This is a genomic window from Sanguibacter keddieii DSM 10542 (assembly GCF_000024925.1).
GTDB classification, from domain to species: Bacteria; Actinomycetota; Actinomycetes; order Actinomycetales; family Cellulomonadaceae; genus Sanguibacter; species Sanguibacter keddieii.
Map to the genome: position 1 here is coordinate 1,571,266 of NC_013521.1, position 18,555 is coordinate 1,589,820.

Here is an 18,555-nt window from a genome sequence, read left to right on the forward strand (position 1 = left end):
ACTGAAGGCCTCAGACGGTCACCCCGCCGCAGCGAGCCCGTACCCGTCCGGGTCGAAGCGCCCGTAGCGCTCGCGGAAGGTGAAGGCGAAGTCTGGCCACAGCAGCGTGAGGCGGCCGTTGCGGTCGTCGCGGTACCAGCTGGTGCAGCCTCCGGTGCGCCACACCGTGCCGGCGCCGGCCTCGTCGAGCCACGCGGAGTACGACTCCTCGGCCTCGCGGGTCGCCTCGACCACGCCGTGCGACCGGACGTGGTCGAGGGCCCCGAGGACGTGCTCGATCTGCGTCTCGATCATGAACACCGCGGAGTTGTGCCCGAGGCTGGCCTGCGGGCCGTTGATGACGAACAGGTTCGGGAACCCGTGCACGCTGGTCGAGGCGTAGGCGCTCATGCCCGTGATCCACTGCTCGGCCAGGGTGCTGCCGTCCCGGCCGACCACCTGCTCGGCCCACGGCGGGCGCGTCGACACGAAGCCCGTCGCGAGGATCAGGACGTCGAGCTCGTGGGCGGTCCCGTCGGCGGCCACGACGGTGTGCCCGCGGACCTCCTCGAGCGCGGCGGGGACCACCGTCACGACGGGTGAGGCGACCGCCGGGTAGTAGTCGTCCGAGAGCAGCACGCGCTTGCAGCCGATCTCGTAGTCCGGGGTGAGCGTCTCGCGCAGCGCGGGGTCGGGGACCTGGGCGGCGAGGTGCCCGAGAGCGGTCTCGCGCAGCCGGTCGACGAACCCGGGCACGGCGTGCCGGGCGGCCAGCCCCTGCTCCATCTCCCAGAACAGCCGCGACCGCAGGCGCTCGACGGCCCCGGGGACCCGCTCGAGGCCGCGGCGCTCGGCGTCGGAATAGGCGCGGTTCCCGCGCGGCACTACATAGGGGGCGCTCCGCTGGAACAGCACGACCTCGCCGGCGTCGCCCGCGACCTGCGGCAGGATCTGCACGGCCGACGCCCCCGACCCGACGACGCCCACGCGAGCACCGGCCGTCACGACCGAGTGGTCCCAGCGCGCCGAGTGGAACACCGGCCCGGCGAAGGTCTCCAGCCCGCGCGCCGAAGGCAGCCGCGGCTCCGACAGCCGCCCGGCGCACACCACGAGCGCGACGCACCGGAAGACGCCTGCCGACGACGTCACGTACCAGCGGGCCTCGGCCTCGTCCCAGCGCATCGACCGCACCTCGGTGCCCAGCCGCAGGTGCGGTCCGATGCCCTCGTCCTCGACGGTCGCCTCGAGGTACTCGCGGATCTCCTCGCCCGGTGCGAACACCGCGGACCACCCTGCGCGCGGCCGGAAGGAGTACGAGTACAGGTGCGAGGGCACGTCGCACCCGACGCCGGGGTAGCTGTTGTCCCGCCAGGTCCCACCGACGCCGTCGCCACGCTCGAGCACCACGAAGTCCGTGCGCCCGGCACGCGCCAGGCGGACCGCGGTCCCGATCCCGGCGAAGCCCGCCCCGACGACGACGGTCTCGACGTCGGTCGGGGTGCCGGTGGGCGTGCCGACGTGCGGCGCGTCTGCCGTGCTCGTCGTCGGGGCGCTCATACCTGCACCGTCGGGACGGCCCCGGGGTCCACACGACCGTCCACGAAAGCCTCGACGAGCGCGAGCACCTCCGCGGGTCGCTCGGCGAGCAGCGCGTGCCCGGCGTCGAGCACCGCGTACCGGACGTCGTCGAAGGACCCGACGAGCTCCTGCGTGAGCGCGGGGGAGACGAGCGCGTCGGCGCTGCCGGCCACCACGAGCGTGGGCGTGGTCCAGGCATCGGTGCCCGGTGCCGCCTCCGCAGCGCCCGAGACGTCGAGGGAGCGGGTGGCGGCGAGGCGCGCCGTGGCCGACGGGTCGGCGGCCAGCAGCGGTGCGCCTGGCGCCGTCGTCGCCGACGGGCTGAGCAGCAGCAGCCGTGCGAGGGCGGGCAGGAGCTCGGGCGACCGCTCGCCGACGGCGAGCAGCAGGTCGAGACCTTCGCGCAGCCGCGCGTCGGGCGCCACCCACCCGCCGAGCAGCACGAGACCGCGCACCCTCGGCTCGGCCGCAGCGACCGCGGTCGCCACGAGCGCCCCGGAAGACGCGCCGACGAGGACGACCGGGCCAGCCTGGGCGCGCACCACTCCCGCGACGCGCTCGACCAGCGCTGCGAGGTCAGCAGGGTCCGCACCCTCCAGGTCGACCACGACCGCAGGCCCGCGCCGCGCCAGCATCGGCTGCACGAAGGCGTACTCCGCGCCGCCACCCGAGAACCCCGGGACGAGCACCACCGGGGTCGGGCGGGACGGCTCGGCGACGGACGAGGTCATCGCAGGCGCGCGCCGCTGATGAGGTCGGTGCGCAGCCAGGGCTCGACAGTGGGGTGACCGTCCCCACCGCCGGTGAGGAGGTCCGACGTGTCGGCGGCCCCGTAGTCGGTGGTGCGCTGACGCACCGGGCGCCCGATCTCGTCGGCGAGGCGCACGACGTCGGCCCGGTCCAGGGCACGGTACGCCTCCGCCCCGACCTCGGGGTCGAGGGCACCGTCGAGCAGCAGCCCACCGAGGTCGTTCGCCCCGCCCAGCAGCAGCGTCTGGCTGGTGCGCATCCCGTGCTTGGTCCACGCCGTCTGCAGGTTGTCGATCCGACCGGTGAGCACGAGGCGGGCGACCGCGTGGACCGCACGGGTCTCGCGCAGCGAGGGTCCGCCGCGCGTCCCGGTGACGGTCGGCGCGTCGTGCGGCACGAAGGGCATGGCGATCATCTCGGTGAAGCCACCGGTCGAGTCCTGGATCGCCGCGAGGCGGCGCAGGTGCGCCAGCTGCTGCTCCGGCGTCTCGACGGAGCCGTAGACGAGCGTCGCGGTAGAGCGCAGGCCGGCGCGGTGCGCGGTGAGGATCGCGCGCTCCCACGCGTCGACCGTCAGCACCGACGGACCGCCCAGGACCTCGCGGACGTCCTGGTCGAGGACGAAGGCCCCGGTCCCGGGCACCGTGTCCACCCCGGCCGAGCGCAGCACTGCGACGTACTCGTCGAGGGTCAGCCCCTGGCGGGCCGCGCCCGCGTACAGCTCGGCCGGCCGGAAGGCGTGCAGGTGCATCTCCGGGGCCTGCGTGCGGATAGCCCGCACGAGGTCGAGGTAGTCGTAGCCCGGCTCGCCGCTCACGGCGCCCTGTGCGCAGATCTCGGTGGCCCCGAGGGCCTGCGCCTCGGCGACCAGCTCCGTGACGCGACCGACCGTGAGGCGGCTCGGCGAGAACAGCGAGGCGTCGAGGTTGCGGTTGGCCACGAAGGTCACGTCGTCGCCGACGGACTCGCGTCGCACCGCGTCGGCGAGGGCAGCGAGGGCGTCGAGGTCGGCGCCGTCGGCGGAGAGCAGGACGAGGTAGTCCGCGTCGGAGAGCCCGGCCGGGGCGTCCGTGGCACGGGACAGCACGTCGGCGACCTCGCGGCTGAGGCGAGGGCTGGCTCCGGTGCCCGCCGGGGCGTCGGGGCTCCGGGGGGTCGCCCGAGAGACGAGCACGGGCTCGAAGGGCCTGCCGACGACCTCGGCGTCCTCGACGGCCAGGAAGGTCTCCGTGTCGGTGAGCGCGTCGAGGTGCGGGCGGATGCGGTCGTCGACCCAGGTCCCGGCGTCCGCGAGGTACGGCGGGTGGGCGGTGAGACGCTCGCGCAGCTCGAATCCGGCGGTCGCAGTCAACGCTGCGAGGTCGCCGATGTGCGGCCAGGGACGCTCGGGGTTCACGTGGTCCGCGGTGAGCGGGCTGACGCCGCCCCAGTCGTCGATCCCGGCGCGGACCAGCAGGCCGAGCTCGTGCGGGTCGGTGAGGTTCGGCGGTGCCTGGACGGTCGCGTCGGGTCCCATGACCACACGGGCGACGGCCACCGCGGCGATGTACTCCTGGAGCTCGAGGTCGGAGTCGTTCTGCATCGCGGTCCGCGGCTTCGCGCGGAAGTTCTGGACGATGGTCTCCTGGACGTGCCCGTGGCGCTCGTGCGAGGCGCGGATGGCGAAGAGCGCCTCGGCGCGCTCGGCGTCGTCCTCGCCGATGCCCAGCAGCACACCCGTGGTGAAGGGGACCTTCGAGCGGCCGGCGTCCTCGAGGACGCGCAGGCGCAGCGCCGGGTCCTTGTCCGGGGACCCGTAGTGCACCCCGCCCTTCTCGGACCACAGGCGGGTCGCGGTCGTCTCGAGCATCATGCCCATCGACGGGGCGACCGGCCGCAGGCGCTGGAGCTCGGCCCACGACATCACGCCCGGGTTGAGGTGGGGGAGCAGCCCGGTCTCCTCGAGGACCAGCACGGCCATCGCCCGCACGTACTCGAGGGTCGAGGAGTACCCGTGCTCGTCGAGCCACGCCCGAGCGGACGGCCACCGGTCCTCGGGCCGGTCGCCCAGGGTGAACAGCGCCTCCTTGCAGCCGAGCGCGGCGCCGGCCCGGGCGACCGCGAGGATGTCCTCGGGCTCCATGAACGACTGCTCGCCCGACGCGCGCAGGCTCCCCGGGGTCTCGACGAACACGCAGTAGTGGCAACGGTCCCGGCACAGCTTGGTGAGCGGGACGAACACCTTCTTGGAGTAGGTGATGACGCCGGCGCGGCCGGCACGCTCGAGCCCCTCGTCACGGATCCGGGAGGCGAGCACCAGCAGCCGCTCGAGCTCGTCGCCGCGCGCTGCGAGGAGGAGCGTCGCGTCGTCCTGGGTGGTCGTCCCGGACTGCTCGGCCCGGGTCAGGGCCGCGTCGATCGCATCGCAGGTCATCTGTCCTCCAGGCACTGGGCGGCTCTCCGGCCGTCCGATCGTAGGTGCCCCCGGTGCCGGGCGGGCACCTGCTGGCGGTCTCGACCGCCGCGCCCAGCAGGGCTGGGACAGGTGCCTGCGACGGCGAGGGCAGCTGGAGGTGACTGTACCCGCGCGGGTGAGGTCGGGCCGGGTCTGACCGGCCGGAGGAGCATCGTGGCGTCGTGCCTTGGTCTGCTCGCGAGCGCTCCTCCACCCCGTCCTCCACAGGCGTAGACGCCGCGGTCGGCCGGCGGCCCCGGGAGGCCTAGACTCGACGACGTGGCTGGTCTCATCAAACGCGAAGACGTGGACGCCGTCCGTGACAAGGCGCGCATCGAGGAGATCGTCGGCGAGCAGGTCACCCTGCGCCCCGCGGGCGTCGGCTCCATGAAGGGCCTGTGCCCCTTTCACGACGAGCGCTCCCCGTCCTTCCACGTGCGCCCCCAGGTGGGCCGGTGGCACTGCTTCGGCTGCAACGAGGGCGGCGACGTCATCTCCTTCGTGCAGAAGATCGACGGGCTCGGGTTCTCCGAGGCCGTCGAGTACCTGGCCGGGCGCGTCGGCATCCAGCTCCGCTACGAAGAGGGCAGCGGCCCGCGCCGCACCGAGGAGCCCGGAAAGCGCCAGCGCCTCCTCGAGGCCAACCGCATCGCCGGTGCGTTCTTCGCCGAGCAGCTGCTCACCCCCGAGGCCGCGACCGCGCGCGCGTTCCTCGCCGAGCGCAGCTTCGACCGCAACGACGCCCTGCACTTCGGCATCGGGTACGCCCCCAAGGGCTGGGACGCCGCCCTCAAGCACCTGCGCGGCAAGGGCTTCACCGAGGCCGAGCTCACCGCCTCCGGCCTTGTCAGCCAGGGCAACCGGGGGATCTACGACCGCTTCCGCGGCCGGCTCATCTGGCCCATCCGCGACGTCACCGGTGAGACCATCGGCTTCGGCGCCCGCAAGCTCTACGAGGAAGACCAGGGCCCCAAGTACCTCAACACCCCCGAGACCGCGCTCTACAAGAAGTCGCAGGTCCTCTACGGCATCGACCTCGCCAAGCGGGACATCGCCAAGAACAAGCAGATCGTGGTCGTCGAGGGCTACACCGACGTCATGGCCGCGCACCTGTCCGGGGTCACGACGGCCGTCGCGACCTGCGGCACCGCCTTCGGTCCCGACCACGTGCGCTTCGCGCGCCGCCTCGTCGGCGACACCAGCGCAGGCGGCGGCGTGCAGCTCGCCGGCGGAGGGTCCTCGGGCGGCGAGATCATCTTCACCTTCGACGGGGACGCCGCCGGGCAGAAGGCCGCCATGCGCGCCTTCGGCGAGGACCAGAAGTTCTACGCCCAGACCTTCGTGGCCGTCGAGCCCTCCGGCATGGACCCCTGCGACCTGCGCCAGGCCCGCGGCCCGCAGGCCGTCCAGGCCCTCGTCGAGGGACGCCAGCCGCTCTTCGAGTTCGTCATCAAGACCACGCTCGCGACCTACGACCTCGACACCGCCGAGGGCCGCGTCGCCGCCCTGCGCGCGGCTGCACCCGTCGTCGCCGGGATCCGCGACACCGCGCTGCGCCCCGAGTACGCCCGCATGCTCGCCGGCTGGCTCGGTATGGACGGCGAGTCCGTGCTGCGCGCGGTCCAGACCGCCGGTCGCGGCCAGGGCAACGGTCAGCAGCGCGGAGGCGACCGTGGTCGACCGAGCCGCCAGGCGCCCGAGCAGAGCGGCGACGGCGGCGCCCGCCTGCCCGGTGCCGACTCCGGCGACGGCTTCCAGCGGCCCAGCCAGTCCGACCCCATCGCCCGCCTCGAGCGCCAGACGCTCGAGGTGATCCTCCAGCACCCGCACCACATCCCCGCGGCCGCCGTCGACGACCTCCCGGGCGACGCCTTCACCGTGCCCGCCTGGCGGGCCGTCCACGAGGCGATCCGTGCCGCAGGCGGCCTCGCGACCGCCGCGCAGCGCCAGGACTCCGAGTGGGTCGGGCTCATCACCGAGGAGTGCTCACCTCCCGTCCTCGCCCTCGTCAACGAGCTCGCGGTCGCACCGCTGCCCGAGGACCGCCCCGGCGCGATCGACGACTACGTCCAGGGCGTCGTGCGCGCCTTCGTCGAGCTCGGCATCACCCGCAAGATCGGCAACGCCCGGTCTCGCCTGCAGCGCCTCGACCCCGTCGCCGAGGCTGAGGCCTACAACCAGGCCTTCACCGACCTGCTCACCCTCGAGCAGCAGCGCCGCGAGCTCCGCGAGCAGAGCGCCCGCGACTGACGTCAGCTCCTAGTCGGGCTTCGTCGCGCGCAGCCAGAATCTCGTCTGCGTGAGCACGAATGCCTCCCCGCGTGCGGGCCCGGCCCGGTGGAGGTCGACGAGCACGTCGGCGTAGCGGTCCACGCCGAAGTCCTTGGGCACGTCCCACGGCACCATGCGGAAGTAGCGCACCAGCGCCCCGACGTCGTCGAACCGCGTCTCGCCCGACCACGACGCCGACTCCTCGACCTCGAGACCCGCCGCCGCGACCGACGCCGCCACCACGGGCAGCAGCATGTCGAGGTAGGCGAACGGAGCGCCGAAGAGCGCGTGCGCCTCGGCCGCGTCGTCCCCGCCCACCTGCTGGGTGAGCAGCACTCCACCCGGTGCGAGCACCCGGGCCACCTCGACCGCGTCGAAGGCCTCGTGCCGTGCGAGCACGAGGTCGAACCGCCCGTCCTCGAAGGGCATCGGCTGCGCGGGGACCGCCTCGGCGTCGTAGGCGACCACGTCGATCCCCAGCGGGGCGAGCGCCCGGCGCGCGACCGGCAGGTTCGGCTCCCAGCCCTCCGTGGCGGTTGTGTCCGACGGCAGCGCGTCCGCCAGGGTCGTCAGGTGCTCACCGCCCCCGGTCCCCATGTCGAGCACACGCGACGCCGAGCCCAGCAGCCGGCGCGTCTCGGCCGTGAGGTCCCACGGGACCTCGTCCTCGTGCACGCGCCCGGCGAGAGAGGAGAAGTCCCACCCCGAGGGCACGACCGACTCCTCCGCACGCCACAGCCGCAGCAGGTCGTCCGTTCCTGTGGAGGTCATGAGAGGGACCCTAGCGGGGACCGTGTTCTGGTGACGAGGGCATTTTCTAGCCCCGTACGGTGACCGGATGCCCGGAACATCCCCTTCCCCGATGCTGTCAGCAACCACGGCTGCCCGCGCCACGCGTGCCGCGGTCCTCCTCGCCGCAGGTGCGCTCGTCATGACCGTCGCCTGGCTGCTGCGCAGACCCAGCCACGACCTCGTCCAGACCATCGTGCCCACCACCGTCGACCTCCCCGGGGTGGCCGCCGTCTCCGAGGTCGCCGTGGTGCTCCTCGGCCTGGCCTGCGCGGTCGCCGGGTGGCAGGCCCTGCGGCGCGGGGGAGCGAACCTCGCGCTCGCGGTCGCCGCCGGTGCGGGGGTCGTGGCCGCGTACGGCGCGAGCGAGGGCCTCAAGGCGTTCGTGCAGGCCGATCGCGTGTGCCGGGACATCGCCGTGGTCGACTGCCCGGGTGAGGGCAGCTGGGGGTTCCCGAGCAACCACACGACCATCGCCGTCGCGGGGGCGACCGCGGTGGTGCTCCTGGTGCGCTCCACGTGGCCCCGGTGGGCTCAGGCGTCCGTCGTGGTCCTCGCGGTGCTCGGAGGTGTCGGGAGGGTGCTGCAGGGCGTCCACGCGCCCCACGAGGTGGTGGCAGGTGTTGCGCTGGGCAGCGTGACGCTGCTGGTGGTCGTCCTGCTGCTCGGTCCCGTGCTGGCGTCGCCGCGTGTGGTCGAGCGGCTCGACGCGGTCAGTAGCCCTCTGCGCTCTCGATCACGTGCCGCAGCTCACCGATGACCTGCAGCCGGTCCACGCCGCGTGCCTGAGACAGCATCGTGACCGCCGCCTCGAGGGCGATGAAGCCTCCGAAGAACACGGTGCTGGTGTCGGGGGAGGACGTGACGATGTCGTCGAGCCCGGCCATCGCCGTCGCGATGCCGAGGACGGACGCGTCGTGGTCGCCGTCCTTCGCGGTGAGCGCGTCGAGGTACACCGTGCTGGCCTTCAACGGGTCGCTCGCGCTCATGAGCCGACAGTAGTGGCGACCGCGCCAGTGCACCCGGCGAGCGCTCAGACCCCGGGTACGACGAAGGCCCCTCATCTGCATTCCTGCAGGTGAGGGGCCTTCTGTGTGGCTCCCGCGACTGGACTCGAACCAGTGACAATCCGATTAACAGTCGGATGCTCTGCCAACTGAGCTACGCGGGATCGACCGGGAGAAACTCTATCAGGCTTCGGGTGGTGCTCCGGACGCCGACCTCAGACGGGCCAGCGCGGACCGCACCGCGGCCTGGACGAGCGGGTCAGACATGTCTGCCCCGGCATCCCCGACGACCTGTGTGACCAGGTTGCCGTGGAGATCTTTGCGCACGGCGACACGTGCGGTCAAACCAGGCCCCAGCGCCACCGTCTCGGACATCACCACAGAGGCCTGGACGCGCTCCCTGAACACCCGCATGAGGGCCGTGCGGCGCGGGTCGGCGACCGTCAGGACCAGGGGAGGGGAGCCATCCACCCAGGTCACCGTGAGCGTCGCCGTGGTGGGGTCCCAAGCGCCCCGGTCGACGTCGGTCCAGGAGCACGCGGCTGTGCTGGTGCCGTCGGAGCGGATCAGTGACGCGGCGGTCGCGACTGCCCAGGAGCCGTCCTCGAGCCTGCCGTGGGCGAGGACGCGGTCCCCGCGGTCGAGGTCCAGTGCAGCGCGCACGTCGGCCGGGAGCTTCTCGGTGCGTGACAGGAGACCCATCGACCCACCGTAGCGTGCGTGGATGTGCTCCGGCTCACACCGGCCCGCACGAGCCTGTGCATCGAGCCGGTGGTGCCGGTGCAGACGTCTGGTGCCCCGTGCCGGGCTTGAACCGGCGACCAGCCGATTATGAGTCGGACGCTCTGACCATCTGAGCTAACGGGGCTCGCGGACGATCATATCGGGCAGCGGGGCAGGTCTCGGACGTGCGGCACGCCCGCAGACGGTGCTCCGCGGCCGGTGCGCTCGTGGGATAATCGACGCATGGCTATCAGAGAGATCCGTGTCGTCCCCGACCCCGTGCTCCGCACCCCGTGCGACGAGATCACGGTCATCGACGACAGGGTCAGGGGCCTCGTCGAGGACCTCCTCGACACCGTGAACGACGACGGCCGCGCCGGCCTCGCTGCGAACCAGATCGGCGTGAGCCTGCGGGCCTTCTCGTGGAACATCGACGACGAGATCGGCTACGTGCTCAACCCGAAGATCGTCGAGCTCTCCGAGGACGAGTACCAGGACGGTGACGAGGGCTGCCTCTCGGTCCCGAACCTCTGGTACCCGACCGAGCGCGCCTGGTACGCACGGGTCGAGGGAACGGACCTCGACGGCAACAAGGTCGTGGTCGAGGGCACCGAGCTCATGGCCCGCTGCCTGCAGCACGAGGTGGACCACCTCGACGGCTACCTCTACCTGGACCGCCTCGACAAGGCCGTCCGCAAGAAGGCGATGCGCGCCCTGCGCGAGTCCCTCTGAGACCTCGTCTCCGGAGGTCGGGGATCCCGGGAGCGCACGCTCCCGGGATCTCTGCTGGTCAACTGCTGGTCCGTGGGGCATGATGGCCTCAGCAGTACGTAAACCGTGAAGTGCGTGACATCTCGTCCAGGTGCTTGAGGTCGTTGGGGAAGACGAATCTCGACTCTAGGAGGGGCTACATGCCTGGTGCCATCACCCGCGGTGTACTTTTCGTGCACTCCTCGCCGCGCGCGCTCTGCCCGCACCTGGAGTGGGCGGCGAGCAACGTCCTCGACTCGGTCGTGACCTTCGACTGGATCGAGCAGCCTGCCGCGCCCGGACTCTTCCGCTCCGAGTACTCGTGGCAGGGCCCTCAAGGCACCGGCTCGCGCATCGCCTCGGCGCTCCGCGGGTGGACCCACCTGCGCTACGAGGTCACCGAAGAGGCCAGCTACGGCGTCGACGGCTCCCGCTGGAGCCACACCCCCGAGCTCGGCATCTTCCACGCAGCCACCGACGTCCACGGCAACGTCGTCGTCCCCGAGGACCGCGTCCGCGCCGCCCTCGCGCACGCCCACGACCCCGTCCGCCTGCAGGAAGAGCTCGGCCTCGCCCTCGGCCAGGCCTGGGACGACGAGCTCGAGCCCTTCCGCTACGCCGGGGCCGGGGCTCCCGTGCGCTGGCTGCACCGCGTCGGCTGACAGCCCCACCGCTCACCCCGGCCCCCAGGGCCCGCCCGGGCGTGACCGTTCCCAGGACCACGTGGCAGGCTGGTGCACCGGCGCGCCGTCCTTCGCGCCCCGACTGATCGCGACGCCCTCCAGACCGGCTCGCACACGCCGACCTGGGAGGCCTGCATGACGAGCGCCCTCTCGCGTCCTGCCCCCGACGCAGCACCGGCCGGTCCCTCCGTGCGTCGCCCGACGGCGATCGTCCCCGAGATCCAGGCCCTACGCGCCCTCGCCGTCGCCGGTGTGGTGGTCTACCACCTCTGGCCGTCGGTGCTGCCCGCAGGGTTCGTGGGTGTCGACGTGTTCTTCGTGATCTCCGGGTACCTCATCACCTCGCACATGATCGGCGAGGTCGAGCGCACCGGGCGCCTCGGGCTCGCCCGGTTCTACGCCCGCCGAGCCCGCCGGATCCTGCCTGCCGCGACGCTCGTGGTCGTCACCACGGCGCTCGCCGCGGTCGCGCTGCTGCCCGAGCTCCGCTGGGCCGAGGTGACGCGGCAGGGCACGGCGTCGCTGCTCTGGGTGCAGAACTGGCTGCTCGCGTCGGACTCCGTCGACTACCTCGCCGAGGGTGCGGCGCCGAGCCCGTTCCAGCACTTCTGGTCGCTGTCGATCGAGGAGCAGTTCTACGTCCTGTGGCCCGTGGCGCTCGTCCTGCTCCTGTGGGCGCGCTCGCGCCGCGGTGCACGACGACGCGCCGAGGCAGCCCCCAGCGGTGCCGCGGGTGCTCGCAGGTCTGCGCTCGTCCTCGTCCTGGTGCTCACCCTGGTCTCCTTCGTCTGCTCGGTGGTGGTCACCGCGAGCGGCGACCCGGCGGCGTACTTCGTCAGCCACACGCGGTTCTGGGAGCTCGGGGTGGGTGCGCTGCTCGCCCTGAGTGCGCTGCGCACGTCCGACGCGCGGGTACGTGCCGCGACTGCGTGGCTCGGGCTGGTGCTCATCGCCGGCGGCATGGTCCTCGTGCCGCTCGACGGGTTCCCGGGAGCGCTCGCTCTCGTCCCGACCGTCGGTGCGGCCCTGGTGATCCTCGCGGCACGTTCTGGCGGCACACCGACGGTCCGCAGGCTGAGCTCCGGCAGGGCGGTGCTCTGGCTGGGCGACGTCTCGTACTCCCTCTACCTGTGGCACTGGCCGGTGCTCGTCCTCGCGCCCTTCGCGGTCGCCCGCGTCTCCGGTGCGACCTCGGTGGCCGAGGCCTCCACGACGGTGCTCGTCGGTGTCCTGGGTGCCTCGCTGCTGCTGGCCGGCCTCACGCGACGCGTCGTCGAGGTGCCCTTCCACCGCGGTCTGCGCCCGGGTGCGAGCGCACGGGCGGTTCTCGTCGCCGCCGCGGTGCTGCTCGTCGTCAGCGTCGTCGTGGTGCAGGTGCCCGGGCGGACCGCCGAGGCTCGGGCCGACGACCGTGCCGCCGGTGCGCAGGCACTGCTCGCGGAGGCCCCGGACGCCCTCGGCGCAGGCTCCCTGACCACCGTCGGTATCAACACCTTCGCGTCCACCAGCCGCACGATCGTCCCTGCACCCGAGAACCCCCGTGAGGAGCTCCCCGAGGGCGCTGAAGGGCGCTGCAAGGCCTCACGCGACGGGGAGGAGGTGGCGCCGCGCTGCGAGTTCGGTCCCGCGGACGCCGAGCGCGTCGTCGCGCTGGTCGGAGACTCGCACGCCGAGCAGTACCTGCCCACGCTCCAGGCGGTGGCCGCGGAGCACGACGTCCGGGTCATCACCTACCTGCGCAGCAGCTGCCCGTACTCGACGGCGCAGCCGACCTCGGACGCGGAGCGCGGCGGACTCTGCGTCCGGTCGAACGACGCGACCACCGAGGCGATGCTCGCCGATCCGAGCATCGACGTGGTCGTCACCTCGAACCGGACCGACGTCGACTTCGTCGCGACCGACAGCGTCGCCTCGCCCGTCGACGGTCTCGTGGAGGCCTGGACGCGGCTCTCCGAGGCCGGGCTGCCCGTCGTGGTGCTGTCCGACAACCCGCAGATGCTCCCCGAGGACGCCACCACCGAGTGCGTGGTCACGCACGCCGTCGACCCGTCGGTCTGCGCGCGGACCGCTGCGGACGCCCTCCCGCTCGACCACCAGGTCGCTGCGGCGGCCGAGACCGACGTGACGTTCGTGGACACCGAGCCGTGGTTCTGCGCGGAGGGCTCCTGCCCACCCGTCATCGGCAGCGTCCTCGTCTACCGCGACTACCACCACATCACCCCCGCCTACGCCCGCACCCTCGCCCCGCTCCTCTGGGACGCGATGGCTGGCGTCGTGGGTGACAGCCCGGACGAGGAAGGCTAGCCCCACGGCCCGTACCCCGGCGGGCGACTACCCGCCAGGTCGGGTGGTCACAGTACGACAGAGCGGTGCCGGCCCAGGAGGCTGGCACCGCTCTGGCGGTGGTGCGGGTGGCGCGGGGCGCCGTGCGTCAGACGCTGCGGGCGATGAGGGCCACGTTGTGGCCGCCGAAGCCGAAGGAGTTGTTGATCGCGGCGATGTCGCCCTCGGGGAGCGCGCGGGGGGTGTCGCGCACCAGGTCGATGTCGAGCTCGGGGTCCGGGTCCGACACGTTGATGGTGGGCGGTGCGGTGCGGTGGTGCACGGCGAGGACGGTGAAGACCGTCTCGAGCGCACCGGCGCCGCCGAGCAGGTGCCCGGTCATCGACTTGGTGGCCGACAGCGCGACGTGGTCCGCGTCGTCGCCGAGGAGCGTGCGGACGGCACGGGCCTCGATGAGGTCACCGACGGAGGTCGAGGTGGCGTGGGCGTTGACGTGCACGATGTCGCGCGTCGTCTGGTCGGCGTCCTTGAGTGCCGACTTCATCGCGGCGATCTGGCCGCGACCCGTGGGCTCGGGGGAGGTGATGTGGTACGCGTCCGAGCTCAGACCGACACCGGTGAGGCGCGCGTAGACGCGGGCGCCTCGGGCGGCGGCGTGCTCCGCGCTCTCGAGGACCACGACGGCTGCGCCCTCGCCGAGCACGAAGCCGTCACGGTTGACGTCGTAGGGCCGCGAGGCGCCGGCCGGGTCGTCGTTGCGCAGCGACAGGGTGCGCGACGCCGCGAAGGCGGCGAGGGGCATCGGGTGGATCGCGGCCTCGGTACCACCGGCGACCACGACGTCGGCGCGGCCGGAGCGGATCATCTCGATGCCGTAGCCGATGGCCTCGGCACCCGACGCGCAGGCGGAGACGAGTGCGTGCGCACCGGCGCGGGCACCGATCTCGAGCTCGACGTAGGCAGTCGGCGAGTTGGGCATGAGCATCGGGACGGTCATGGGAAGCACGCGGCGCCCGCCACGCTCACGGAGGGTGTCCCACGCGTCGAGGGTGGTCCAGATCCCGCCGATGCCGGACGACACCACGGCGCCGATGCGCTCGGGGTCGGTCTCGGGGCTGCCGGCGTCGGCCCACGCCTCGCGCGTCGCGATGATCGCGTACTGCGCGGAGGGGTCCATGCGCTTCATCTCGGGGCGGGGGAGCACGTCCTCGGCCTTGACCTTGAGCTGGGCGGCGAACTCGACGGCGATGCCGTACTTCTCTGCCCAGTCGTTGTCGAGGGTGCGCGCACCGGACTCGCCGGCGAGGGCGGCCTTCCAGGTGGACTCCACGTCGCCGCCGAGTGGCGTGGTGGCGCCGAGACCGGTGACGACGACGTCGCGGGAGTTGCTCATCAGGTGCTCCTGGGGGGAAGGCGGGGTCAGATGTCTTAGGGGTAGCGGTGCCGGCGCGGGGTGTGCTGCCAGGTCGACCGCAGGGCGCGGGGCCGAGGACGGTGCGTCCTCGACCCCGCGGTCAGGCGTACGTCAGGCCTGCGCGCCGTTGATGAAGCTCACCGCGTCGCCGACGGTCGAGAGGTTCTTGACCTCGTCGTCCGGGATGGTCACGGAGAACTTGTCCTCGGCGTGGGTCACGATCGTCATCATCGACAGCGAGTCGATGTCGAGGTCGTCCGTGAAGGACTTCTCGGAGGTGACCGAGTCAGCCGGGAGGCCGGTCTCCTCGGCGACGATCTCGGCGAGGCCCGCGAGGATGTCCTGCTCGGTGTAAGCCATGGGTGTGTCTCCTTGTGTTGGTGGAACTGCTGTGGGGTCGAGAGAAAGGTACTGGTGAAACCTACGGCAGGACGACGACCTGCGCGGCGTAGACGAGGCCCGCGCCGAACCCGATCTGCAGCGAGAGGTCTCCGGACTTCGCCTGGCCCTCGGCCAGGAGGCGGTCGGTCGCGAGCGGGATGGACGCCGCGGAGGTGTTGCCCGTGTCGGCGATGTCCCGCCCGACCACCACGGTGTCGGGGAGCTTGAGCTGCTTGATGAACTGGTCGATGATCCGCATGTTGGCCTGGTGGGGCACGAACACCTGGATGTCGTCGGCCGTCACGCCGGCGGCGTCGAGCGCCTGCTGCGCTACCACGGGCATCTGGAACGCGGCCCACTTGAAGACCGTCTGGCCCTCCTGGCGCAGCGTCGGCCAGCCGAGCTCGGGCTGCGTGCGCAGCTCCTGCCAGGAGTGCGTCTGGCGGATGGTCTGCGCCTTGGAGCCGTCCGAGCCCCAGATGGTCGGGCCGATGCCGGGCGTGTCGGACGGGCCGACCACGGCCGCGCCGGCGCCGTCGCCGAGCAGGAACGAGATGGAGCGGTCGGTCGGGTCGATGAAGTCGCTCATCTTCTCCGCGCCGATGACCAGGACGTTGCGAGCCGTGCCCGAGCGCACGAGCGCGTCGGCCTGGCCGATGCCGTAGGAGTACCCGGCGCAGGCGGCCGAGATGTCGAAGGCTGCGGCGGGGGTCGCCCCGATGCGGTCGGCCACGAGGGCGGCGCCGGCGGGGGTCTGGTGGAAGTATGTGACGGTCGACAGGATCACGGCGTCGATCTCCTGCGCCGTGATGCCGGCGGCGGCGATGGCCTTGAGGGCCGCCTCCTCCGCCAGGTCGATGACGGTGACGTCGGCGTCGGAGCGGCGGCGCGTGATGATGCCGGTGCGCTGCTGGATCCACTCGTCGGAGGAGTCGATCGGGCCGGCGACGTCGTCGTTGGTGACGACGTTCGTGCCGCGCGCGGCGCCGAGGCCGAGGATCCGCGAGAACTCGGGACCGGTGGACTGCTTGAGCTGGAGGGTCACTTCGCGTCCTCTGCGGTGGGGGGAGTGGTGCCGGCGTGGCGGGCGACGAGGTCGCGGGCCGCGTCGAGGTCGGCGGGGGACTTCACGGCGACCGTCTCGACGCCCGGGAGCGCACGGCGCGCCAGCCCGGTGAGGACACCGCCGGGCATGAGCTCGAGGAGCCCAGTGACGCCGGCGGCGGCGAGGCTCTCCTGGCAGAGGTCCCACCGCACCGGTGCGGTGATCTGCGCGGTGAGGCGGTCCAGCACGTCGCGGCCGCTGCCGAGGGGCAGTGACGCGTCGGAGCTGATCGTCGCGTACGACGCACCGTCCGCGTTGGACAGGAACGGGACGCGGGGGTCTGCGGCGGTCCAGCCGGCGGTGACCTCGGCGAAGGCCGCGCGGGCGGACTCCATGAGGGGGGTGTGGAAGGCTCCTGCGACCTTGAGCGCGATGACGCGGGCCTTGGCCGGCGGGTTCGCGGCGAAGGCTGCGAGACCCTCGAGGGAACCGGCGGCGACCACCTGGCCACCGCCGTTGACGTTGGCGGGCCACAGGCCGGCGGCCTCGATCGCGGCGAGCACCTCGTCGGGGTCTCCGCCGAGGACGGCGGACATGCCCGAGGGGTTCGCGGCAGCGGCCTCGGCCATGACGGCGGCGCGGCGGGTGACGAGGGCGACGGCGCTCGCGTCGTCGAGGACACCGGCGACGGCAGCCGCGGCGAGCTCGCCGACGGAGTGGCCTGCGGTGACGTCGACGACGTCGGTGGCGTCACGGCCGTCGAGCACGGCGCGCAGCGCGATGATCGACGAGGCGACGATGAGCGGCTGGGCGACGCGGGTGTCGCGGATGGCGTCGGCGTCGGCCTCGGTGCCGAGGGCACGCAGGTCGAGGTCGTCGGTCGACCACGCGGCGAGCTGCTCGGCGACTCCCGGCAGCTCGAGCCAGGGGGTGAGCATGGCGGGGGTCTGAGAGCCCTGTCCAGGGCACACGATGGCTAGCACGGTCTTACTCTGCCCGATCCTGTGGTGGTGCGGGCCGTCACGACCCGCACGAAGTGTCTCCGCGGTCCTTGTGCACACCCTACAAGCGAGGGGTGCGCGAGGTGGTGGTGCCGACGCCGGGGTGCGGATGCTCCCCGGCGCGGTGGCGACGGTCTCAGCGGGCCGCGGCGAGCCGCCCGACGGCCAGCGCGACCTGCAGCACGAAGGACTCGCGGGCGTCGAGCGGGTCCCAGCCGGTGATCTCGGCGACCTTGCGCAGGCGGTACCGCACCGTGTTGGGGTGCACGTAGAGGTCGCGCGCCGCAGCCTCGAGGGAGCGGCCGTTGCCGAGGTAGGCGGAGAGCGTGTCGAGGACCGACCCGGTGGCCTCCGACAGCGGTGTGTAGGCGAGGCGCACGAGGGTGCGGCGCGCCTCGTGGTCCCCGGTGAGCAGCCGCTCGGGCAGCAGCTCGTCCGCGAGGACAGGCCGGGGGGCCTGCGGCCAGGCGGGGACGGCGCGCAGGCCGGCCAGCGCCGCGGTGGCCGAGCGCCACGCGTCGTCGAGGTTCTGCATCGACGGCCCGATGATCACCGGGCCGGGCCCGAACCGCGGCAGCAGGGAGGTTGCGACGCCGATGAGGTCGCCCTCGCCGCCGAGCACGAGGACCACCCGGTCGCCCTGGATCCCGACGAGCACGTCGCAGGCCGCGCGGCTGGTGGCGCGGCGCAGCTCGGCGGCACGGATGTCGTCGAGGGGCGACGTGGTGGTCCCGACCATGACGAGGACCTCGCCGAGGCCGCTCCACCCGAGCGCGGAGACGCGCGAGCGCAGCGAGTTGTCCTGGTCACCGCGGATGATCGCGTCGACGACGAGGGCCTCGAGGCGCGCGTCCCACGCGCCGCGGACCTCGGCGGCACGGGCGTAGACCTCGGCCGCCGAGAACGCGACCTCGCGGGAGTACCGGAGCACGGCCTCGCGCAGGTCGCGCTCACCGCCCGGGGCGGCGAGCTGGTCGGAGTGCGTCTCGACGACCTCGACCACGATCCGCACGAGCTGGAGGGTGTGCTGCAGGGAGATCGACCGGGTGAGGTCGGTCGGGGCCGCGGCGAAGATGTCGCCGACGCCGTGGGGCGTCTGGGAGCGGTCCGCGTACCAGGTGACGAAGGACGTGATGCCGGACTGGGCGACGAGCCCGACCCAGGAACGCTCGTCGGCCGGGAGGTCCCGGTACCAGGGGAGGTCCTCGTCGAGGCGGCGCAGCGCGGCGGCGGTGAGGAGGCCACTGCCGTCACGGACGCGCTGGAGGTTCGCGGCGGTCCCGGGGGTGCTGGCTGTCGGGACGTTCGCGTCGGGGGCAGCGGTGGGCATCCCCAGAGCATACGACCTGGTCGGCCCAGGACGAGCGGTGAGTTGTGGGGAAGCGACAAAGCCCGAGCGTGTCGCGGCGCCGCCGAGCAGGTGTCCGGCGGTGGCGTCCACGTCCCCCGACCGGTGCGTCGGGGCCT

16 protein-coding genes and 2 tRNA genes are annotated in these 18,555 nt (G+C 72.8%); 5 read left to right on the forward strand and 13 right to left on the reverse strand.

The window, feature by feature from the left end; translation table 11 throughout:
• Positions 1-18 precede the first annotated feature (18 nt).
• From SKED_RS06845 to cofG, 3 genes are read right to left on the reverse strand one after another with little or no spacing between them, the layout of a single operon-like run.
• Positions 19-1,536 carry a flavin-containing monooxygenase gene (locus SKED_RS06845; RefSeq protein ID WP_012866404.1) on the reverse strand — a complete coding sequence of 506 codons (1,518 nt, stop codon included), beginning with the start codon at positions 1,534-1,536 and terminating at the stop codon, positions 19-21.
• Entirely contained in the window at positions 1,533-2,288 is a 756-nt protein-coding gene (locus SKED_RS06850) for an alpha/beta fold hydrolase (RefSeq protein WP_012866405.1), read from the reverse strand. The genes SKED_RS06845 and SKED_RS06850 overlap by 4 nt, the downstream gene beginning before the upstream one ends.
• Positions 2,285-4,720, reverse strand: coding sequence for a 7,8-didemethyl-8-hydroxy-5-deazariboflavin synthase CofG (cofG, locus tag SKED_RS06855; protein ID WP_012866406.1), 2,436 nt, complete (start codon positions 4,718-4,720; stop codon positions 2,285-2,287). Before cofG ends, SKED_RS06850 begins: the two co-directional genes overlap by 4 nt.
• Before the next feature lie 300 nt (positions 4,721-5,020).
• On the opposite strand from cofG, the gene dnaG reads away from it, so the two are divergent.
• A complete protein-coding gene (gene dnaG / locus SKED_RS06860; RefSeq protein WP_012866407.1) occupies positions 5,021-6,991 on the forward strand; it encodes a DNA primase in 1,971 nt (656 codons plus the stop codon).
• Positions 6,992-7,000: 9 nt separating this feature from the next.
• Here the strand turns inward: dnaG and SKED_RS06865 are convergent, their stop codons facing one another.
• Positions 7,001-7,783 carry a class I SAM-dependent methyltransferase gene (locus tag SKED_RS06865; protein WP_012866408.1) on the reverse strand — a complete coding sequence of 261 codons (783 nt, stop codon included), beginning with the start codon at positions 7,781-7,783 and terminating at the stop codon, positions 7,001-7,003.
• 91 nt (positions 7,784-7,874) lie between these two features.
• On the opposite strand from SKED_RS06865, the gene SKED_RS06870 reads away from it, so the two are divergent.
• Positions 7,875-8,561 carry a phosphatase PAP2 family protein gene (locus SKED_RS06870; RefSeq protein WP_012866409.1) on the forward strand — a complete coding sequence of 229 codons (687 nt, stop codon included), beginning with the start codon at positions 7,875-7,877 and terminating at the stop codon, positions 8,559-8,561.
• Here the strand turns inward: SKED_RS06870 and SKED_RS06875 are convergent.
• The 4 genes from SKED_RS06875 to SKED_RS06890 form a co-directional block, all read right to left on the reverse strand.
• The gene (locus SKED_RS06875; protein WP_012866410.1) at positions 8,515-8,790 is read right to left on the reverse strand and encodes a hypothetical protein; all 276 of its coding nucleotides are present in this window, start codon (positions 8,788-8,790) and stop codon (positions 8,515-8,517) included. The genes SKED_RS06870 and SKED_RS06875 overlap by 47 nt on opposite strands.
• Positions 8,791-8,896: 106 nt before the next feature.
• Positions 8,897-8,972: transfer RNA gene (locus tag SKED_RS06880), tRNA-Asn, on the reverse strand.
• 19 nt (positions 8,973-8,991) lie between these two features.
• The gene (locus SKED_RS06885; protein ID WP_012866411.1) at positions 8,992-9,510 is read right to left on the reverse strand and encodes a hypothetical protein; all 519 of its coding nucleotides are present in this window, start codon (positions 9,508-9,510) and stop codon (positions 8,992-8,994) included.
• Between the two features lie 89 nt (positions 9,511-9,599).
• A tRNA-Ile gene (locus SKED_RS06890) sits at positions 9,600-9,676 on the reverse strand.
• A 98-nt stretch (positions 9,677-9,774) separates the two neighbouring features.
• On the opposite strand from SKED_RS06890, the gene def reads away from it, so the two are divergent.
• From def to SKED_RS06905, 3 genes are all read left to right on the forward strand, one after another.
• The gene (gene def, locus SKED_RS06895; protein WP_012866412.1) at positions 9,775-10,263 is read left to right on the forward strand and encodes a peptide deformylase; all 489 of its coding nucleotides are present in this window, start codon (positions 9,775-9,777) and stop codon (positions 10,261-10,263) included.
• 179 nt (positions 10,264-10,442) lie between these two features.
• Positions 10,443-10,943, forward strand: coding sequence for a DUF3145 domain-containing protein (locus SKED_RS06900; protein ID WP_012866413.1), 501 nt, complete (start codon positions 10,443-10,445; stop codon positions 10,941-10,943).
• 156 nt (positions 10,944-11,099) lie between these two features.
• Entirely contained in the window at positions 11,100-13,268 is a 2,169-nt protein-coding gene (locus tag SKED_RS06905) for an acyltransferase family protein (protein WP_012866414.1), read from the forward strand.
• Positions 13,269-13,395: 127 nt separating this feature from the next.
• Here SKED_RS06905 and SKED_RS06910 read toward each other — a convergent pair whose 3' ends face one another.
• From SKED_RS06910 to SKED_RS06930, 5 genes are all read right to left on the reverse strand, one after another.
• On the reverse strand, positions 13,396-14,640 hold the full coding sequence (locus tag SKED_RS06910; protein WP_012866415.1) for a beta-ketoacyl-[acyl-carrier-protein] synthase family protein: 1,245 nt from the start codon (positions 14,638-14,640) through the stop codon (positions 13,396-13,398).
• Between the two features lie 132 nt (positions 14,641-14,772).
• Entirely contained in the window at positions 14,773-15,021 is a 249-nt protein-coding gene (locus tag SKED_RS06915) for an acyl carrier protein (RefSeq protein ID WP_012866416.1), read from the reverse strand.
• Positions 15,022-15,082: 61 nt separating this feature from the next.
• The gene (locus SKED_RS06920) at positions 15,083-16,087 is read right to left on the reverse strand and encodes a beta-ketoacyl-ACP synthase III (RefSeq protein WP_012866417.1); all 1,005 of its coding nucleotides are present in this window, start codon (positions 16,085-16,087) and stop codon (positions 15,083-15,085) included.
• The gene (locus SKED_RS06925; RefSeq protein ID WP_012866418.1) at positions 16,084-17,070 is read right to left on the reverse strand and encodes an ACP S-malonyltransferase; all 987 of its coding nucleotides are present in this window, start codon (positions 17,068-17,070) and stop codon (positions 16,084-16,086) included. The genes SKED_RS06920 and SKED_RS06925 overlap by 4 nt, the downstream gene beginning before the upstream one ends.
• 154 nt (positions 17,071-17,224) lie before the next feature.
• Positions 17,225-18,418: a PucR family transcriptional regulator gene (locus SKED_RS06930; RefSeq protein WP_012866419.1), complete on the reverse strand. Its 1,194-nt coding sequence runs from the start codon at positions 18,416-18,418 to the stop codon at positions 17,225-17,227.
• Between the last annotated feature and the right edge of the window lie 137 nt (positions 18,419-18,555).